The organism is Streptomyces lincolnensis (assembly GCF_021173675.1).
GTDB lineage: Bacteria > Actinomycetota > Actinomycetes > Streptomycetales > Streptomycetaceae > Streptomyces > Streptomyces lincolnensis_B.
This window is the reverse complement of record NZ_JAIHON010000021.1, coordinates 122,383-140,406: the sequence shown is the minus strand read 5'-3', so window position 1 is coordinate 140,406 and position 18,024 is coordinate 122,383. Positions and strand designations below refer to the sequence as shown.

Genomic DNA, 18,024 nt, shown 5'->3' with positions numbered 1-18,024 from the left:
GGCCGTCCGCCATACGGACAAGGCGACCGCCCCGACGGTCAACCCGTTGCCACCCGTTCACCCGTACGTAGGACGGGTGTTGAGGTCCGCTGGGAAGTTCTCCCTCATGACTGTGCCTTCCAGGGGGAAACCCCCCGGACCCCCCGTCCCCGACTGCGGCATTCCGCCCGAGCTCGCGCGCCGGATGAGCATGGCCGAGCAGTACGAGTACCTGCGGACCCGGCTGACCCGGCGGCGCACGCTGGTGACGGCGGGCGCGGTGGCGGGCGGCCTGCTGACCGGTTGCTCGGGCGGGGACGGCTCCCCGGTGCGGAACACCCCGTCCCCCTCCCCCACGCCGACGGTCTCCGGCTCGGTCGTCTCCCCCTTCGGCCGCCACCTCGCCTTCGGCGCGGACCCCACGTCGCAGATGCGGATCTCCTGGCAGGTACCGCTCGCGGTGAAGAAGCCGTACGTCCGGATCGGCACCCGCCCCGACGACCTGGGCCGGAGGATCGAGGCCGAGATCCGCGACCTGCACACCCCCGGCCTGGAGGGGGTGCGTGCCGCCCTCGACCAGTTCTACGTCCACGCGGCCCTGGACACCCTGCGGCCGGGCACGACGTACTACTACGGCGTCGGCCACGACGGCTTCGACCCGGCCGCCCCCGAGCACCGCCGGACGATCGGCTCCTTCCGTACGGCGCCGGCGACCCCGGAGCGGTTCGTCTTCACGGCCTTCGGCGACCAGGGGGTGAGCCGGGCCGCCGCCGCGAACGACGACCTCCTGCTGCGCGAGAAGCCGGCCTTCCACCTCCACGCGGGCGACATCTGCTACGCCAACGGGAACGGCAGGGGCACCAAGGAGGACGGCTACGACCCGGCGTTCTGGGACCTGTTCCTGAAGCAGAACGAGCCGGTGGCGAAGTCGGTCCCGTGGATGGTGACGACCGGCAACCACGACATGGAGGCCTGGTACTCGCCGGACGGCTACGGCGGCCAGCTGGCCCGCTGGTCCCTCCCGGACAACGGCTTCGACCCGCGCACAGCGCCGGGTGTGTACGCCTTCACCTACGGCAACGTCGGCTTCGTGGCACTGGACGCGAACGACGTGTCGTACGAGATCCCCGCCAACCTCGGCTACAGCGGCGGACGGCAGACGGCCTGGCTGGACCGGAAGCTGGGTGAGCTGCGGGCGTCCTCGGCGGTGGACTTCGTCGTCGTCTTCTTCCACCACTGCGCGTACTCGACGTCCACGCACGCCTCCGACGGCGGGGTGCGGGCGGAATGGCCGCCACTGTTCGCCAGGCACCAGGTGGACCTGGTGATCAACGGGCACAACCACGTCTACGAACGCACCGACGCGATCCGCGACGGCCGGGTCGGCCGGCCGGTCCCGATCGGCGCGTCGACCGACCCGACCCGCGACGGGATCGTGTACGTCACGGCGGGCGGCGGCGGCCGTGATCTGTACGGCTTCCCCTCCGGCGTACCGGAGAGCTACGAGGGCCACGTGCGGGACCGCGAGTCCGTCGAGACCTTCCGGTGGACGAAGTCGCAGAAGTCCGACACGGAGACCGTGGAGTGGTCACGCGTGCGCTACCGGGGCTTCTCGCTGCTCTCGGTGGACGTGGAGAGCGGGACGAGGCCGCGCCTGAAGGTGTCGGCGCTGGCGCAGAACGGTGAGCGGATCGACCATTTCGAGGTGCGGCGCGGCGGTTAGACCGCGCCGCACCTCGTGCGGGTGCGGCTCCCGGGTCTGTGTGATGCGTGGCGCGCGGCTCAGTGGCCGGTCGAGCCGCCGTTGTCGCGGCGGTCGAGGGCGCGCTGGAGCGCGGCGGCGGCGTTCTTGCGGTCGGACTCGCTGGTGCGGGAGCTGTGACGGACTCGACGGCGGGCGGTCGTCTCGGCCATGGGAAATCGACTCCTTCGAAGGCTTCGAGAGGGGTTACGACGAGACGCCGGAAGAGGCGGGGAGCGCTGGCCGCAGGGGTTGCCTGCACGGGGCCCGGCTCACGACCGCCATTCGCTGGATCGAGCGAGACGTTCGGCTTCTACAAAGCTAGAGGAGGAGGGCCGGTCTGTCTCCACAATTACTCGGACTTCCTACTATCTGAGACGGCGGGTCGGTGGGAAGTGGACGCGCGGAGGGGCCGGGCATGGTGTGCCCGGCCCCTCATGACATCCGACCGACGGTCAGCCCATGTGCGGGTAGGTGTAGTCGGTCGGCGGGACCAGGGTCTCCTTGATGGCGCGGGTCAGGGTCCAGCGCATCAGGTTCTGCGGGGCGCCGGCCTTGTCGTTGGTGCCGGAGGCGCGACCGCCGCCGAAGGGCTGCTGGCCGACGACGGCGCCGGTGGACTTGTCGTTGATGTAGAAGTTGCCGGCCGCGTAACGGAGCTTGTCCATCGTGTACGCCGCCGCCGCACGGTCGGCCGAGATGACCGCGCCGGTCAGCGCGTAGTCGGAGGCCGACTCCATCTGGGTCAGCATCTCCTCGTACTGCTCGTCCTCGTAGACGTGCACCGCGAGGAACGGGCCGAAGTACTCGGTGGTGAAGACCTCGTTCGCCGGGTCCGTGCACTCCACGACGGTCGGCCGGACGAACCAGCCCACCGAGTCGTCGTAGGAACCGCCCGCGACGATCGTGCAGGTGGGGTCGGACTTCGCCCGGTCGATGGCGGCCTTGTTCTTGGCGAAGGCGCGCTCGTCGATGACCGCGCCGATGAAGTTCGACAGGTCGGTGACGTCCCCCATGGTGATGCCGTCCACCTCGGCCGCGAACTCCTCCTTGAAGCCGGAGTTCCAGATCGACGCCGGGATGTACGCCCGGGAGGTCGCGGAGCACTTCTGGCCCTGGTACTCGAAGGCACCCCGGGTGAGGGCGGTCTTCAGGATCGCGCGGTCGGCGCTCGGGTGGGCGACGACGAAGTCCTTGCCGCCGGTCTCGCCGACCAGGCGGGGGTAGGTGCGGTACTTCTCGATGTTGGCGCCGACCGTCTTCCACAGGTGCTGGAAGGTCCGGGTGGAACCGGTGAAGTGGATGCCGGCGAGGTCGCGGTGCTCCAGGGCGACCTTGGAGACCTCGATGCCGTCACCGGTGACGAGGTTGATGACGCCCTTGGGCAGGCCCGCCTCCTCCAGCAGCCGCATGAGCAGGACGGCGGCGTGGGTCTGGGTCGGGGACGGCTTCCAGACGACGACGTTGCCCATGAGGGCGGGGGCCGTCGGCAGGTTGCCCGCGATCGCCGTGAAGTTGAAGGGCGTGATCGCGTAGACGAAGCCCTCCAGCGGACGGTGGTCGAGGCGGTTCCAGACGCCCGGGGAGTTCGCCGGGGGCTGCTCGGCGAGCAGGTCGCGGGCGTACTTGACGTTGAAGCGCCAGAAGTCGATCAGCTCGCAGGGCGTGTCGATCTCGGCCTGCTGGGCGGTCTTCGACTGACCGAGCATGGTGGAGGCGGCGAGCGTCTCGCGCCACGGGCCGGACAGCAGCTCGGCCGCGCGCAGGATGATCGCCGCGCGGTCGTCGAAGGCCATCGCGCGCCAGGCGGGCGCGGCGGCGAGGGCCGCGTCGATGGCGTCCTGGGCGTCCTGCTGGGTGGCGTTGCGGTAGGTGCCGAGGACGGCCTTGTGGTTGTGCGGCTGCACGACCTCGAAGGCGTCACCGCCGCCCAGCCGCTTCTCGCCGCCGATGGTGCAGGGCAGGTCGATCGGGTTCTCGGCGAGCTCCTTGAGCTTGGCCTCCAGCCGGGCGCGCTCGGGAGAGCCGGGGGCATAGCCGTGCACGGGCTCGTTGACGGGGGTGGGGACCTGGGTCACAGCGTCCATGGGATCCGTAACTCCTTGTACGTGAGCGGGTGTTCGGTCAGCCCTTGCTGAGGGTCGAGCGGGCGAAGAAGAGGAGGTTGGCGGGCTTCTCGGCCAGTCGCCGCATGAAGTAGCCGTACCAGTCGGTGCCGTAGGCCGTGTAGACGCGCATCCGGTGGCCCTCGGCGGCCAGCCGCAGGTGTTCGTCGCCGCGGATGCCGTAGAGCATCTGGAACTCGTACTCGTCGAGCTTGCGCCCGGCGCGGTGGGCGAGTTCCTGGGCGATGGAGATCAGGCGGGGGTCGTGGGAGCCGATCATCGGGTACCCCGCGCCTTCCATGAGGATCTTCAGGATCCTGACGTACGCCTTGTCGATCTCGTGTTTCTGCTGGTAGGCGACGTCGGCGGGCTCCTTGTAGGCGCCCTTGACCAGGCGCACCCGGCTGCCGGCGTCGGCGAGGCGGCGGGCGTCGGCCTCGGTGCGGAAGAGGTACGCCTGGATCACGCAGCCGGTCTGCGGGAAGTCCTTCCGCAGGTCCTCGTGGATGGCGAACATCGAGTCGAGGGTGGTGTGGTCCTCGGCGTCGAGCGTGACGGTCGTACCGATCTCGGCGGCGGCCTCCACGACCGGCCGGACGTTGGCGAGCGCCAGTTCGTGGCCGCCCGGCAGGGACTGGCCGAACATCGACAGCTTCACGGACATCTCGGCGCGGGTGCCCAGTTCGAGGGGCTTGAGCCGGTCGACGAGCTCCAGGTAGGCGTCCCGGGCCGCGGCGGCCTGCTCGGGGGTGGTGATGTCCTCGCCGACGACGTCCATCGTCAGCTCCAGGCCCTTGGCGGTCAGCTCCTCGACGACCGGGACGATGTCGTCCACGCGCTCGCCCGGGATGAAGCGGTCGACGACCTGCTTGGTCACCGGGGCCGCCGAGACCAGGCGTCGCATCCGGTCGCTGCGCGACGCGGCGAGAATCACGGGACCCAGCACGGGGCACCTCCACAAACCAGCAGAACCAGCAGACAGGACCACCGTGAAACCTAAGGATCCCTCCGATCCCCGACCATCGACAGCTGTCACGCGTTCGTGCCGCAGATCTCAGACAGATGTATGAAGTGTCGGCGAAATGCGGGAGAATGCCCGGGTGACGACGTCGGACCACAAGGACTACAAGGACCACAAGGGCGAGTACCAGGAGCTGGTGGACGAGCTCTCGGAGCTCCTCGGCGCCCCGGCGACGCTGGAGAACCGCGACTTCGAGCTGATCGCCTTCGGCGCGTACGACAGTGAGGGCGAGCTCGACGCGTCCGCGCTGGATCCGGTGCGCACCCGCTCCATCCTGACCCGCCGGTCGACGGCGGCGGTCCGGACCTGGTTCGAGGGCTTCGGCATCACCCGGGCGACCGGCCCGGTCCGCATCCCGCCCACCCCGGAGGCCGGGGTGTACCGCGGACGCGTCTGCCTCCCCGTCCGCCATCGCGGTGTCGTCCTCGGCTACGTCTGGCTCCTGGACGACGATCCGGGCCCGACCGAGCGGCAGCTGGACGCGGCCATGGAGGTGACGGCCCGGATCGGCGCGCTGCTCGCGGACGAGGCGCAGCACGGGGCGGATCTCAGCCGGGAGCTGCGGGCCGTCCTCACCGCGGAGCGCGGCTGGCAGCAGGACATGGCCGTCGCCGACCTCCGCACCGCCCTCGGCCCCCGCGCCGACACCCTCCACGCCCTCGTCTGCGTAACCCCCTGGCCCTCGGCCGACCCCGCCGACGCCCCGTCGGTCCGTACGATCCCGGGCGCGACCGCCCTGTGCACGGTGCCGTGGGGGACGGCCGCCCAGTCCCTCGCACTCCTGGTGCGCCTCCGCTCGGCGGACGCCCTGACCCCGGCGACATCGGCGGCGGGCCGGCTGCTGGAACTCGCGGGCCGAGGGGACGGGGAGGGACGCCGGGAGTCCGGAGCCGAGGGGCGCCCACGGACGGGGACGCCGGGGCGCGGGACCGGTGGCGCGAAGGCCGCCGGAGCATCCGCCGCCGGAAACGCGGGTGCCGGAAACGCGGGTGCCGGGGCCCCCTCCGTCCGGACCGTCGGGATCTCCGCCGCCAGGGCCGGCCTCGCCGAGCTGGGCACCGCCTGGCAGGAGGCTTCCGCCGCCGCCCGGGCCGCCCTGGCGGAGCCGCACCTCGGGCCGGTCGCCGAGTGGGCGTCCATCGGGCCGTACCGGCTGCTGACCTCCCTGCCCGCCGACGCGGCCCACGACCCCGCCGTACGCGCCCTCCTCTCCCCCACCCACCGCGAACTCGCCCGCACCGCCGAGGTCTACCTCGACTGCGCGGGCCAGGCCGGCCGTACCGCCGCCGAGCTGGGCATCCACCGCCAGACCCTCTACTACCGCCTCTCCCGCGTCGAACAACTCACCGGCCTGGATCTCGACGACGGCGAGGACCGGCTGTTGCTGCACATGGCGTTGAAGGGGACGCGGCTCTAGGTGTGCTGTTCGGAGAGGTCGGTGACGCGGGCTGCGGTGTGCCCGCTCACGGGAGCGTGATGAGGGCGATGCTGTCCGTCTGCGCGACGGCCAGCCGGGTGCCGTCGGGGTGGAGGGCGGCCACGGGAGAGGGGATGTCCTCGGCGCTGAAGCAGGTGTCCTTGACGGGGAAGACGACCTCGGGCCATTCCGCGACGAGGCGCCCGGTGGCCGTGTCGATCAGGCGCGGATGACCGCGGAAAGAGACCACTTGATCGCCGCGGGGCAGCAGAAGGACACCCGGCTCGGCGTGGGCGAGCGGGTTGCGGTGGAGCCAGCGTCCCTCGGACATCGACCACACACCGAGACGGCCGGGAGGAAGCTCGGACTCGTCGGCACCCCCCGCTTCCGTCCCCGTCGCCAGCACCAGCCGATCGGCGTCGAGCCAGCAGCCCGCCGTCACCTCGCCGTTCGCGGCGTCGGCCGTCGGCACCAGACCGTCGCCGTCCAGAGTGCCGGGGTCGGTGAGCGCGCGTGCCGTGTCGTAGACCATGGCGACCCCGAAGGGATGCCAGAGCCATGCGACCGAGAGCAGGTACCGGCCGTCCGGGCTCAGACTGAGCCTGGAGTGGAAGACGTCCTGCGGCTCGCGCTCGCCGACGGTCAGCCGCTCGCCACTGGCCGCGTCCTCGATCTGGAGCGCGTTGTACTCGTCGGGGCAGTGCACGACGACCTCGCGCCCGTCGCTCAACGCGCCCAGGGCGAGCGGGTAGTCGTAGTCCCCCGCCAGCTCGTCGAAGCGGTGCAGCTCCCGCACGACCCGTCCTCGTTCGAGCAGCACCCCCTCGATGCCGCGCTCGTGGTACAGCGCGGAGTACCGGCCCGAGGCCGAGGTGGTCCCGGCGTCGAAGTAGTAGCTCTCCGCGAGGGCCTCCTCCCGCTCCACCCCACCGCGGCCCAAACCTCGACCGCCGGCCGCGGAGACCAGCTCGTCGCCTTGCCACACCAGCGATTTCGGCGCGGCCGGCACCGGTATCGACTCCACGGTCATGGATGACCACCCCCCTGTTGATGGTACGTGTGGTGCGGGGCCGGGCCGTGCTGATCAGCAGATGGACCCGACTGTTGAAAACGATTGTCATCGTGTTAACGTCAGCGCACTCACCCTTGACCGCCCCTTTACCCGGAGGGTTCCGTGCGCCTGTCCGCCCGCCGCCTGCTCCCCGCCACGGCCCTCACGGCCGCCTCCGTACTGCTCACCGGCTGCTTCGCCGGCGCGGAGTCGACCACGGGTGAGGGGGGCGACGGCAAGCGCGTCCGTCTCGCGATGATGCAGCCCCCACGTTCCGGGCTGTCTCCGCTCACGGACGACGCCTTCAAGCTGTCGCGCTGGTCGACGGCGGAGACGCTGGTGAAGCTGGACGCCGACGGGAACGCCGTACCGGCACTGGCCACCGAGTGGCGGCAGTCCGGCCGTACCTGGACCTTCGAGATACGCACCGGTGTCACCTTCCACGACGGCACGAAACTGGACGCGCAGGCCGTCGTGCGCTCCCTGACCAGAGCCGCCGGCGCGGCCCCCAAGCCCCGCATTCTGGACGGCGTCGAGCTGACCGCGAAGGCCGTGGACGCCGGCACGGTCACCGTCACGACCGCCGCAGAGGACCCCCTCGTCCCGCAGCGGCTCAGCTCGCCGCAGCTGTCGATCCTGGCGGCGAAGGCATACCGGGGGAAGTCGGTGAACCCGCTCGACGCCGGCACCGGCCCGTTCGAGCTGACCAAGGTCAACGGCACCTCGTCCGCGAGCCTCGACCGCTACGACACCTACTGGGGCCGCAAGGCCAAGGCCCCGGGGATCGACGTGAGGTTCGTGCCCGACGGCACCGCCCGCGCCGCCGCCCTGCGCAGCGGTGAGGCGGACATCGTCGAGGCCGTGCCGGTGTCGCAGGCCGCGCTGCTCGACGAGGACCTGATCACCGAGGTGCCGATGCCCCGCACCAACACCCTCTACCTGAACACCGGCAAGGGCGTCTTCAAGGACGCCGCGCTGCGCGCCGCCGCCCGCGAGGCGATCGACGCGAAGTCGATCGTGGACGGTGTGTACGAGGGGCGGGCGGACGTCGCCGAGGGGCTGCTCGGTCCCGCGCTGCCCTGGGCGGCGGAGCTGCGCACCCCGGTCGAGCGGACCAAGGCCCGCGCGGCCGACGGCGAGACGATCACCATCGGCACCTTCACCGACCGCGCCGAACTGCCCGAGGTCGCCGCCACGCTCCAGCAGCAGCTGCAGAAGGCCGGCTTCAAGGTGAAGCTGGACATCCGCGAGTACGCCAATATCGAGGCCGACATGCTGGCCGGCGCGTTCGACGCGTTCATCCTGTCCCGGGCCACCGTCCTCGACTCCGGCGACCCTGCCGCCTACCTCTACAGCGACTTCGCCTCCGACGGCTCCTTCAACATCCCCCAGCTCGCCGACACCAAGGTGGACGCGGCGGTGACGAAGGCCGGCGAGACCAGGACCGGTGAGACGCGCCGCAAGGCGGTCATGGCCGCCGAGGCCGCCGTGCTCGGCACCGACGCGGCCGTACCGATGCTCCACGAGCGGGTGATCCAGGGCGACGCCGCCGGAGTCGTCGGCGCCGCCCACGACCCGCGCGAGCGGGAGCTGGTCACGGCGGACACCTACGTCAAGTGAGGATCCGCACACGGAGGCCGGTGAGCGCGGCCGGGCTGACCCGGCTGCTCTGCCTCCTCGCCGTCCTGGCCGCCGTCGGTCTGCTGCCCTGGCTCTCCGGCAGGGACCCCGCGCTGACCGTGCTGCGGGCCCGTTCCGCCGAGCAGGAGCCGACGAAGGAGGCGCTGGACGCCGTACGACGGGATCTCGGGCTGGACGCGGGTCCCCTGTCCCTGCTGGGGAGTTGGGCGTCGGACCTGGTGCGCGCAGACCTCGGCACGTCCTGGGTGTCCGGCACCGACGTGCTGCCGTCGGTCCTCGCCGGGCTCCAGGTGTCCCTCGGTCTGATGGGCGCGGCCTTCGGGGTGGCCCTGCTGCTGGCCTGCGCCCTGGTCGCGCCCGTGCTGGTGCGGGGGCGCCGGTCGGCCGGGGCGTGGGGCGCGATGCTGGCGGCGGTCCCGGAGTTCCTGCTGGCCACGGTCGCGCTGCTGGTGGGCGGGGTGTGGCTGGGCCTGCTGCCGACCTCCGGCTGGCAGGGCCCCGCGTACATGGTGCTGCCCGCGCTCGCGCTCGGCGTCCCGGCGGGCGGTCTGCTCGGCCGGCTGGTCGCGGACGCGCTGCCCGCCGTGCTGGACGAGCGGTGGGTGGAGCTGTGGCGGGGCGCCGGAGTCGGCCGGGGCAGCGTCTCGGCGGCCGCCCTCAAGCGGGTCCTGCCGCCCCTGGTCCCGCAGTTCGGCATGGCCGCCGTGGGGCTCACCGGCGGCGCGGTCGCCGTGGAGACGGTGTTCGCGGTGCCCGGGATCGGGCGTACGGCCCTCGGCGCGGCGAAGTCGCAGGACCTGCCGCTGCTCCAGGGGTCCGTCCTGGCCCTGCTGCTGCTCGGCCTGGTCGCCGGCGCGGCCTCGGCCCTGCTGCGGCGCCGGCTGCTCGGTCCTGCCCTGCGGGACGCCGGGCTGTCGCTGCCGCCGGTCCGTCCGGTGCGTACCCACCCGGCGATCCCGCTGGCCCTGTTCGCCGCCCTCGCCGTGACGATCGGCTGGGGTCTGCTGCGCGACCCGTACACCGTGACCACGACGGCCCGCCTGGCGGCGCCCTCCTGGTCGCATCCGCTCGGCACCGACGGTCTCGGCCGCGATGTGCTGGCCCGGCTCGGCCACGGCGCCGCCCCGACGGTCGGCACGGCCGCGGCCGTCTGCCTGCTCAGCCTGGTGATCGCCCTGGTCCTGGGCTTCCTTCCGGGCGTCGCGGCGGGCGCGGCCGACATCGCCAACGCGCTTCCCCCGGTGATCGTCGGCATCCTGGTCGCGGCGGCCGCCGGTCCCGGCACCGGCGGGGCGGCCTTCGCGGTCGCGCTGATCTCCTGGCCGCCCCTGGCCGCGCACGCGGCGGCGCTGGTCCAGGAGGTGCGGGCGTCCTCCTTCCTCACCGCCCAACGGGCCATCGGCGCACCGCCGTCGTGGATCCTCACCCGGCACGTGCTGCCCTCGGTCGCCGGCCCCGTCGCCCGGCACGCCCTGCTGCGCCTGCCCGGTATCGCCCTCGCCCTGGCCTCCCTCGGCTTCCTGGGCCTGGGCGCCCAGCCGCCGGCCCCCGAGTGGGGCCTGCTCCTCGACGAGTCCCGCGCCTACGTGGAACGCGCCCCCTGGGCCGCCCTCGCCCCGGCGGTGGCCCTGGCCCTGCTGGCGGGACTCGCGGTGTCGGGCGCGTCGTACGCGCAGGGCCGCGACACCGTGGTCCGGCGCCGGAAGGCCACGCCCGGGTCCCGAACGTCCGTGAAGGAGACCCCCGTTGGCGTCTGAACCGCTGCTGTCCGTGCGGGACCTCAGGATCGCCTTCGACGGCGTCGAGGTGGTGCGCGGGCTGTCCTTCGACCTCCACCCGCGCGAAGTCCTCGCGATCGTCGGCGAGTCGGGCGCGGGCAAGTCCCTCACGGCCCGGGCCCTGCTCGGCATGCTGCCGCACGGGGCGACCGCCACCGGAACCGTCCGGCCGGACCTCTCGGCCGAGCGCGGCCGCCGGATCGCCCTGGTCCCGCAGGACGCCCTGTCCGCCCTCTCCCCCGTGCACCCGGTGGGCGACCAACTCGCCGCCGCCGTACGGTCGGTGGCCCGCGTCCCGCGCAAGGAGGCCCGGGCCCGGGCGGTGGCGGCGCTCGACCGGGTCGGCATCCCGGACGCGGCCCGCCGGGCGCGGGCGTATCCGCACGAGTTCTCCGGCGGTATGCGCCAGCGCGCCGTCATCGCCATGGCGACGATCAACGAACCGGACGTCCTCGTCGCCGACGAACCGACCACCGCCCTGGACGAGGAGCGCCGCGACCAGGTCCTGCGCGTCCTGGCCGAGCAGCGGGAGGCGGTCGGCGCCGCGCTCGTCCTGGTCACGCACGACCTGGACGTCGTACGGGAGCACGCGGACCGCGCGCTCGTGATGTACGCCGGCCGGCTCACCGAACTCGGCCCGGCGGACGAGGTGTTGACCCGCCCGCTGGCTCCGTACACGGCCGGCCTGCTGGCCTCGCTCCCCGAGCACGCGCGGGACCGCCGGCTGCCCACCCTCCCCGGCACCCCGCCGGCCCCGGGCACGCTGCCGCCGGGCTGCGCGTTCGCCCCGCGCTGCCCGCTCGCGGCGGACGACTGCCACCACGAGGAGCCGGAGCCGCGCCCGGCCGAGGGCCGGCTGACCGCCTGCCACCACTGGGCCGAACTCCCCCACCCCGCCGTCGAGTTGTTCCGGGACCAGCAGCATGCCTCTTCTTGACGTCCGCGACCTCGTCGTCCGCTACGGGACCGTCACGGCGGTGGACCACGTCTCCTTCGCCCTGGAACCCGGTGAGACCCTCGCCCTCAACGGCCCCTCCGGCTGCGGCAAGTCCACGACGGCCCTCGCGGTGCTCCAGATCCGCCGCCCCGCCTCCGGCGAAGTCCGCTTCGAGGGGCAGGAGTTGACCACGCTCACCGAGGCCGAGCTCCGCCCCCTGCGCCCCCACATGCAGCCCGTCTTCCAGGATCCCTACGGCTCCCTCAGCCCCCGCCACCGCATCCGCGACGCGGTGGCCGAACCCCTGAAGGTCCAGGGCCGCTGGGACACCGACAGCGGCCCCGCCCGGGTCGCCGACCTCCTCGACCGGGTCGGCCTGGACCCGTCGTACGGCGACCGCCGGCCGCACGAACTCTCCGGCGGCCAGTGCCAACGCGCCGGAATCGCCCGGGCGTTGGCCTCCGACCCGCGCCTGCTGGTCCTGGACGAACCGGTGTCGGCCCTGGACCCGTCGGTGCGGGCCGGTGTGCTGAACCTGCTCGCCGACCTCCAGGACGAGCTGGGCCTCGGCTATCTGTTCATCTGCCACGACCGGTCCGTCGTACGGCACTTCGCGGACCGGGTGATCGAGATGCGGGACGGGCGGGTCAGCTCCCCTTGACCCCCTCGACGATCCGGCGCAGCCCTTCGGCGAGCTGGTCCGCCTCGGGGGCGGTCGCCGGGTCGAAGGTCCACTGCGCCATGAGGCCCATCATCAGGGTCAGATAGAAGTAGCCGAGCGTGTCCACGACGTCGTCCGTGACGTCCTCCTCCCGGCCGCCGTGGAAGACGGTGACGATGCCGCGCGCACCCTCCCGCTGCGCCCGCGCCAGATGGTCGCGCACCTCGGGCACCTGGTCGCCCATGACGACGATCTCCAGGCTGAGCCGCCACAGCGACCCCGGGTCCCGCATGGTCCCGATGATGTTCGACCACACCTCGGCGAACCGCTCGATCGACCCGGGCTCCCCCCGGATCTCGCCGCCGCCCTCGAAGGCGTCGGACATGCCCTCCACCATCTCGACGTAGGCCTGCGCGAGCAGCGCGTCCTTCGAGCCGTAGTGGTAGCCGATCGACGCCAGGTTCGTCCCCGACTCCTTGACGATGTCCCGCGCCGTCGTCCGGACAAAGCCCTTCGCCAGCAGGCAGCGCTTGGCGCCTTCGAGCAGATCCTCACGGTGTCCCATACGGCCACTCTATCTAGACGGCCGACTTATACGACCGTCCAATACAGTCGTCATATACGGTTGTCATAGACAAGCGTTTAATACGTTCGTATAGTCACCGTCATGACGAACCCGACCCCCGTCGGCCGCCCTTCCGTGGCCGGCCGCCGTGAATGGACCGCCCTCGCCGTCCTGATGCTTCCGCTGCTCCTGGTCTCCATGGACGTCTCGGTCCTCTACTTCGCCGTCCCGGCGATCAGCGCGGACCTGGAACCCACCGGCACCCAGCAGCTGTGGATCTTCGACATCTACGGCTTCGTCCTGGCCGGCCTGCTGATGACGATGGGCGCGCTCGGCGACCGCATCGGCCGGCGCAGGCTGCTCCTGATCGGCGCGGCCGCGTTCGGAGCCGCGTCCCTCACGGCGGCGTACGCCCAGAGCGCCGAGATGCTGATCGTGGCCCGCGCGATCCTCGGCATCGGCGGCGCCACCCTGATGCCGTCCACGATGGCGCTGGTCCGCACGCTGTTCACCGACCCGGCGCAGCGGACGAAGGCGATCGCCATCTGGTCCGGCGTGATGACGGCGGGCGTCGCGCTCGGCTCGGTGATGAGCGGCCTGCTGGTGGAGCACTTCTGGTGGGGCTCGGTCTTCCTGGTCAACCTGCCCGCGATGGCCCTGCTGCTGCTCCTCGGCCCGCTCCTGCTCCCCGAGGCGAAGAACCCCGAGCCCGGCCGCTTCGACTGGCCGAGCATCCCGTTGTCGATGGCCGCGGTGCTCCCCGTGGTCTACGGCCTCAAGGAGATCCCCTCCGAGGGCTGGAACGTCCGCTACGTCGTCTCGATCACCGTCGGCCTGCTCTTCGCCGCGCTCTTCGTCCACCGCCAGCGCACGACCGCCTCGCCGATGATCGCCCCGGACCTGTTCCGCCGCCCCGGCTTCACACCGGCGCTCACGCTCTACCTGATCACCATGTTCGCGATGATGGGCTCGGCATACTTCACCACCCAGTACATCCAGTCGGTCCTCGGCAAGAGCGCCCTGGAGGCGGCCCTGTGGGCCCTGCTCCCCTCGGTCCCGATCGGCCTGGCGGCGCCCCTGTCCACCCAGCTGGTGCAGCGGGGCATGAGCCGCGTGCACGTCGTCGCGGCCGGCTTCGCGATCGGCGCCTGCGGCTACGGCCTGCTGGCCCTGGCCGGAACGGACTCCATGGCGCTGGTCCTGACCGCGTGCGGTGTGCTCGCCTCCGGGATCACCCTCGTCTCGGTCCAGATCGCGGACCTCGTGCTGACCGCGGCCCCCGTGGAACGGGCCGGCTCGGCCTCCTCACTCATGGAGACCGGCGCGGAGTTCGGCGGCGCCCTCGGCATGGCCCTGCTCGGCTCCATCGGTACGGCCGTCTACCGCCACGAGATCCCGGCGTCCGCGCCGGACGCGGCCCACGAGACGCTGGGCGGCGCACTGGCCCTCGCCGACCGTTTCCCGGGCCTCGCGACCGCGGCCCGCGAGGCCTTCACCGACGGGATGCAGGGGGCGGCGATCGCGGGGACGCTGCTGCTGGCGGGGGCGGCCTGCCTGGCACCCCTGGCCCTGCGCGGGACGCGAGGGCACGCAAAAACGCCGGACGAGCCGAGTTCCCTCAGCCCGTCCGGCGTTTGATGTGGTCTCAGACCAGGTTCACCGCGCGAGCCGACGTCGCGCCGATCTCTTCGGCCACCTCGGTCAGCACACCCGCCGGCACCGTGTCGTCCACGGTCAGGATGGCGAGCGCCTCGCCACCGGCGACCGCACGGGAGACCTGCATCCCCGCGATGTTGATGCCGGCCTCGCCGAAGACGCGGCCGACGGTGCCGACGACACCCGGACGGTCCTCGTAGTTGAGGACGACCATGTGGTCGGCGAGGGCCAGGTCGACGTCGTAGTCACCGACCGCGACGATCTTCTGCAGGTGCTTGGGACCGGCCAGCGTGCCGGAGACCGACACCTCCTCGCCGTTGCCGAGCGTGCCGCGCACGGTGACGACGTTGCGGTGGTCGGCCGACTCCGAGCTGGTCGTCAGCCGCACCTCGACGCCGCGCTCCTGCGCGAACAGCGGGGCGTTGACGTACGACACGGTCTCGTCGACGACATCCTCGAAGACACCCTTGAGGGCGCTGAGCTCCAGCACCTTCACGTCGTGCTGGGTGATCTCGCCGTAGACCTCGACGTCGAGGCGGACCGCGACCTCACCCGCGAGCGCGGTGAAGATCCGGCCGAGGCGCTCGGCGAGCGGCAGACCGGGCTTGACGTCCTCGGCGATGACGCCGCCCTGGACGTTCACCGCGTCCGGGACCAGCTCGCCGGCGAGCGCGAGCCGCACCGAGCGGGCCACGGCGATACCGGCCTTCTCCTGCGCCTCGTCGGTGGAGGCACCGAGGTGCGGGGTGCAGACGACCTGGTCGAGCTCGAAGAGCGGGGAGTCCGTGCAGGGCTCCTTCGCGTACACGTCGAGGCCGGCGCCGGCGACGCGGCCCTCCTTGAGGGCGGAGTACAGCGCCTCCTCGTCGACGATCCCGCCACGCGCGGCGTTGACGATGCGCACGCTCGGCTTGACCTTGTGCAGCGCCTCGTCACCGATGAGACCGAGGGTCTCGGGGGTCTTGGGCAGGTGCACGGTGATGAAGTCGGAGACTTCGAGCAGCTCGTCCAGCGACAGCACCTTGACGCCCATCTGCGCGGCCCGCGCGGGCTGCACGTAGGGGTCGTAGGCGACGACCTTCATGCCGAAGGCGGACATGCGCTGCGCGACGAGCGCGCCGATGCGGCCGAGGCCCACGACACCGAGGGTCTTCTCGGCCAGCTCGACACCCGTGTACTTGCTGCGCTTCCACTCGCCGTTCTTCAGGGCGGTGTTGGCCTGCGGGATGTGGCGCGCGGTGGCCAGCAGCAGACCGCAGGCCAGCTCGGCGGCGGTCACGATGTTCGAGGTGGGGGCGTTGACGACCATCACGCCGGCCTTGGTGGCGGCGGAGACGTCGACGTTGTCCAGGCCGACGCCGGCTCGTGCGACGACCTTCAGCTTGTTCGCGGCGGCGACCGCCTCGGCGTCGACCTTGGTCGCCGACCGGATCAGGATCGCGTCCACGTCGGCGATGGCCGGGAGCAGCTCGGCCCGGTCGGCGCCGTTGCAGTGGCGGATCTCGAAGTCGGGGCCGAGCGCGTCCACGGTCGCGGGCGACAGCTCTTCAGCGATGAGTACGACAGGTTTCGAGCTCACGTGAGTCCTCACAGGTCCAATGCGGACGGCCGTCCCGACGGCCGCAGGCGGTGGAGGTTACTGGCCGCGTGGAAGACGCACGACGCTGTGGGCCCGACGCGTATGTAGTACGGCAGTGTAGTGGCGCTACGAAGGTCGTCCCGCGCCTCCGCGGAAGGATCACCCGTCCGTGATGCGACGGGGTGGACGAGGGGGCCGGAGCTGTTGGCTCCGGCCCCGTCACCCGAGGCTCAGGCCTCTTCGTCGTTCACCCACGACATGAGCTTGCGCAGCTCCTTGCCGGTGGTCTCCAGGAGGTGGTTCTCGTCCTGGGTCTTGTACTCGTTGTACTTCTTCAGGCCGCCGTGGTACTCGGCCATCCACTCACGGGCGAAGGTGCCGTCCTGGATCTCGGCGAGGACCTTCTTCATCTCGGCCTTGGTGGCGTCGGTGATGATCCGCGGGCCGGTGACGTAGTCGCCCCACTCGGCGGTCTCGGAGATCGACCAGCGCATCTTCTCCAGGCCGCCCTCGTACATGAGGTCCACGATCAGCTTCAGCTCGTGCAGGCACTCGAAGTACGCGATCTCCGGCTGGTAGCCGGCCTCGGTCAGCGTCTCGAAACCGGCCTTGACCAGCGCGGCCGTACCACCGCAGAGAACGGCCTGCTCGCCGAAGAGGTCGGTCTCGGTCTCCTCGGTGAAGGTGGTCTTGATGACGCCGGCGCGGGTGCCGCCGATGCCCTTGGCGTACGACAGGGCCAGCGCGAAGGCGTTGCCGGTGGCGTCCTGCTCGACGGCGGCGATACAGGGAACGCCGCGGCCCTCCTCGTACTGGCGGCGGACCAGGTGGCCCGGACCCTTCGGGGCGACCATGCAGACGTCCACGCCGGCCGGGGGCTTGATGAAGTCGAAGCGGATGTTCAGGCCGTGTCCGAAGAACAGCGCGTCGCCGTCCTGGAGGTTGTCCTTGACGGACTCCTCGTAGACCTGGGCCTGGATCGGGTCCGGCACCAGGATCATGATGACGTCGGCCTCGGCGGCGGCCTCCGACGGCGTCACCACGCGCAGGCCCTGCTCCTCGGCCCTGGCCTTGGACTTGGAGCCCTCGTGCAGACCGACACGCACGTCGACACCCGAGTCACGGAGCGACAGCGCGTGGGCGTGGCCCTGGCTGCCGTAACCGATGACCGCGACCTTGCGGCCCTGGATGATGGACAGGTCGGCGTCGGCGTCGTAGAACAGCTCGGCCACTTTGGGTTCTCTCCTTGGGGTGCAGGTGTTGCGTCCCACCGTATGACGGAGGGCGGAAGGGAAGTTTCGGGGTCTCGGTATACGGGCGGCCGGTGACCCCGGCCGCCCGTGTCCGTCGTTATGCCGACCGGTCGAGGGCGCGCAGCGAGCGGTCCGTGATCGAGCGGGCGCCGCGGCCGATCGCGATCGTGCCGGACTGCACGAGCTCCTTGATGCCGTACGGCTCCAGCATCTTGAGCATCGCGGACAGCTTCTCGCTGCTGCCGGTGGCCTCGATCGTCACGGCCTCCGGGGAGACGTCGACGGTCTTGGCGCGGAACAGCTGGACGATCTCGACGATCTGGGAGCGCGTCTCGTTGTCGGCGCGCACCTTCACCAGAACGAGTTCGCGCTGCACGGCCGAGCCGGGTTCCAGCTCGACGATCTTCAGCACGTTGACGAGCTTGTTGAGCTGCTTGGTGACCTGCTCCAGCGGCAGGTCCTCGACGCCCACGACGATGGTGATGCGGGAGATGTCGGGGTGCTCGGTGACACCGACGGCGAGCGAGTCGATGTTGAAGCCGCGGCGGGAGAACAGGGCGGTGATCCGGGCGAGGACACCGGGCTTGTTCTCGACCAGGACGGAGAGCGTGTGCTTGGACATTTCTCGGTGGTCTCTCTC

The 18,024-nt window shown here is 71.6% G+C and carries 15 protein-coding genes; 7 read left to right on the top strand and 8 right to left on the bottom strand.

The window, feature by feature from the left end; genetic code table 11:
- Positions 1-106 precede the first annotated feature (106 nt).
- Positions 107-1,702, top strand: a complete 1,596-nt coding sequence (locus K4B79_RS43125; protein WP_232032919.1) for a purple acid phosphatase family protein — start codon at positions 107-109, stop codon at positions 1,700-1,702.
- A 59-nt stretch (positions 1,703-1,761) separates the two neighbouring features.
- Here K4B79_RS43125 and K4B79_RS48120 read toward each other — a convergent pair whose 3' ends face one another.
- The 3 genes from K4B79_RS48120 to K4B79_RS43115 form a co-directional block, all read right to left on the bottom strand.
- Positions 1,762-1,893: a hypothetical protein gene (locus K4B79_RS48120; RefSeq protein ID WP_106981133.1), complete on the bottom strand. Its 132-nt coding sequence runs from the start codon at positions 1,891-1,893 to the stop codon at positions 1,762-1,764.
- A gap of 282 nt (positions 1,894-2,175) precedes the next feature.
- The gene (gene pruA, locus K4B79_RS43120) at positions 2,176-3,807 is read right to left on the bottom strand and encodes an L-glutamate gamma-semialdehyde dehydrogenase (protein ID WP_232032918.1); all 1,632 of its coding nucleotides are present in this window, start codon (positions 3,805-3,807) and stop codon (positions 2,176-2,178) included.
- Between the two features lie 37 nt (positions 3,808-3,844).
- Positions 3,845-4,771, bottom strand: a complete 927-nt coding sequence (locus tag K4B79_RS43115; RefSeq protein WP_232032917.1) for a proline dehydrogenase family protein — start codon at positions 4,769-4,771, stop codon at positions 3,845-3,847.
- Between the two features lie 136 nt (positions 4,772-4,907).
- Between K4B79_RS43115 and K4B79_RS43110 the strand changes: the two genes are divergently transcribed.
- Complete coding sequence (locus K4B79_RS43110) at positions 4,908-6,263, top strand: PucR family transcriptional regulator (RefSeq protein WP_232032916.1); 1,356 nt, start codon at positions 4,908-4,910, stop codon at positions 6,261-6,263.
- Positions 6,264-6,309: 46 nt separating this feature from the next.
- Here K4B79_RS43110 and K4B79_RS43105 read toward each other — a convergent pair whose 3' ends face one another.
- Complete coding sequence (locus K4B79_RS43105; protein WP_232032915.1) at positions 6,310-7,293, bottom strand: hypothetical protein; 984 nt, start codon at positions 7,291-7,293, stop codon at positions 6,310-6,312.
- A gap of 144 nt (positions 7,294-7,437) precedes the next feature.
- Here K4B79_RS43105 and K4B79_RS43100 point away from each other — a divergent pair, with 144 nt between their 5' ends.
- Genes K4B79_RS43100 through K4B79_RS43085 form a run of 4 tightly spaced genes read left to right on the top strand, consistent with a single transcriptional unit; the run spans position 7,438 to position 12,331 of the window.
- A complete protein-coding gene (locus K4B79_RS43100; RefSeq protein WP_232032914.1) occupies positions 7,438-8,934 on the top strand; it encodes an ABC transporter substrate-binding protein in 1,497 nt (498 codons plus the stop codon).
- Positions 8,935-8,954: 20 nt separating this feature from the next.
- Positions 8,955-10,712 (top strand): ABC transporter permease subunit, encoded by a 1,758-nt coding sequence (locus tag K4B79_RS43095; RefSeq protein WP_232032913.1) that lies wholly within the window; start codon positions 8,955-8,957, stop codon positions 10,710-10,712.
- A complete protein-coding gene (locus K4B79_RS43090) occupies positions 10,702-11,670 on the top strand; it encodes an ABC transporter ATP-binding protein (protein WP_232032912.1) in 969 nt (322 codons plus the stop codon). The genes K4B79_RS43095 and K4B79_RS43090 overlap by 11 nt, the downstream gene beginning before the upstream one ends.
- On the top strand, positions 11,657-12,331 hold the full coding sequence (locus K4B79_RS43085; protein WP_232032911.1) for an ATP-binding cassette domain-containing protein: 675 nt from the start codon (positions 11,657-11,659) through the stop codon (positions 12,329-12,331). The genes K4B79_RS43090 and K4B79_RS43085 overlap by 14 nt, the downstream gene beginning before the upstream one ends.
- On the opposite strand, the gene K4B79_RS43080 is transcribed toward K4B79_RS43085, so the two are convergent.
- Positions 12,318-12,896, bottom strand: coding sequence for a TetR/AcrR family transcriptional regulator (locus K4B79_RS43080; protein WP_232032910.1), 579 nt, complete (start codon positions 12,894-12,896; stop codon positions 12,318-12,320). The two genes, K4B79_RS43085 and K4B79_RS43080, sit on opposite strands and share 14 nt — an antisense overlap.
- A 102-nt stretch (positions 12,897-12,998) precedes the next feature.
- Between K4B79_RS43080 and K4B79_RS43075 the strand changes: the two genes are divergently transcribed.
- A complete protein-coding gene (locus tag K4B79_RS43075; RefSeq protein ID WP_232032909.1) occupies positions 12,999-14,534 on the top strand; it encodes an MFS transporter in 1,536 nt (511 codons plus the stop codon).
- 7 nt (positions 14,535-14,541) lie between these two features.
- Here K4B79_RS43075 and serA read toward each other — a convergent pair whose 3' ends face one another.
- From serA to ilvN, 3 genes are all read right to left on the bottom strand, one after another.
- Positions 14,542-16,131, bottom strand: coding sequence for a phosphoglycerate dehydrogenase (gene serA, locus K4B79_RS43070; protein WP_232032908.1), 1,590 nt, complete (start codon positions 16,129-16,131; stop codon positions 14,542-14,544).
- Positions 16,132-16,361: 230 nt separating this feature from the next.
- Positions 16,362-17,363 carry a ketol-acid reductoisomerase gene (ilvC, locus tag K4B79_RS43065; RefSeq protein ID WP_232032907.1) on the bottom strand — a complete coding sequence of 334 codons (1,002 nt, stop codon included), beginning with the start codon at positions 17,361-17,363 and terminating at the stop codon, positions 16,362-16,364.
- A 118-nt stretch (positions 17,364-17,481) separates the two neighbouring features.
- Positions 17,482-18,006, bottom strand: a complete 525-nt coding sequence (gene ilvN, locus K4B79_RS43060) for an acetolactate synthase small subunit (protein WP_210588023.1) — start codon at positions 18,004-18,006, stop codon at positions 17,482-17,484.
- Between the last annotated feature and the right edge of the window lie 18 nt (positions 18,007-18,024).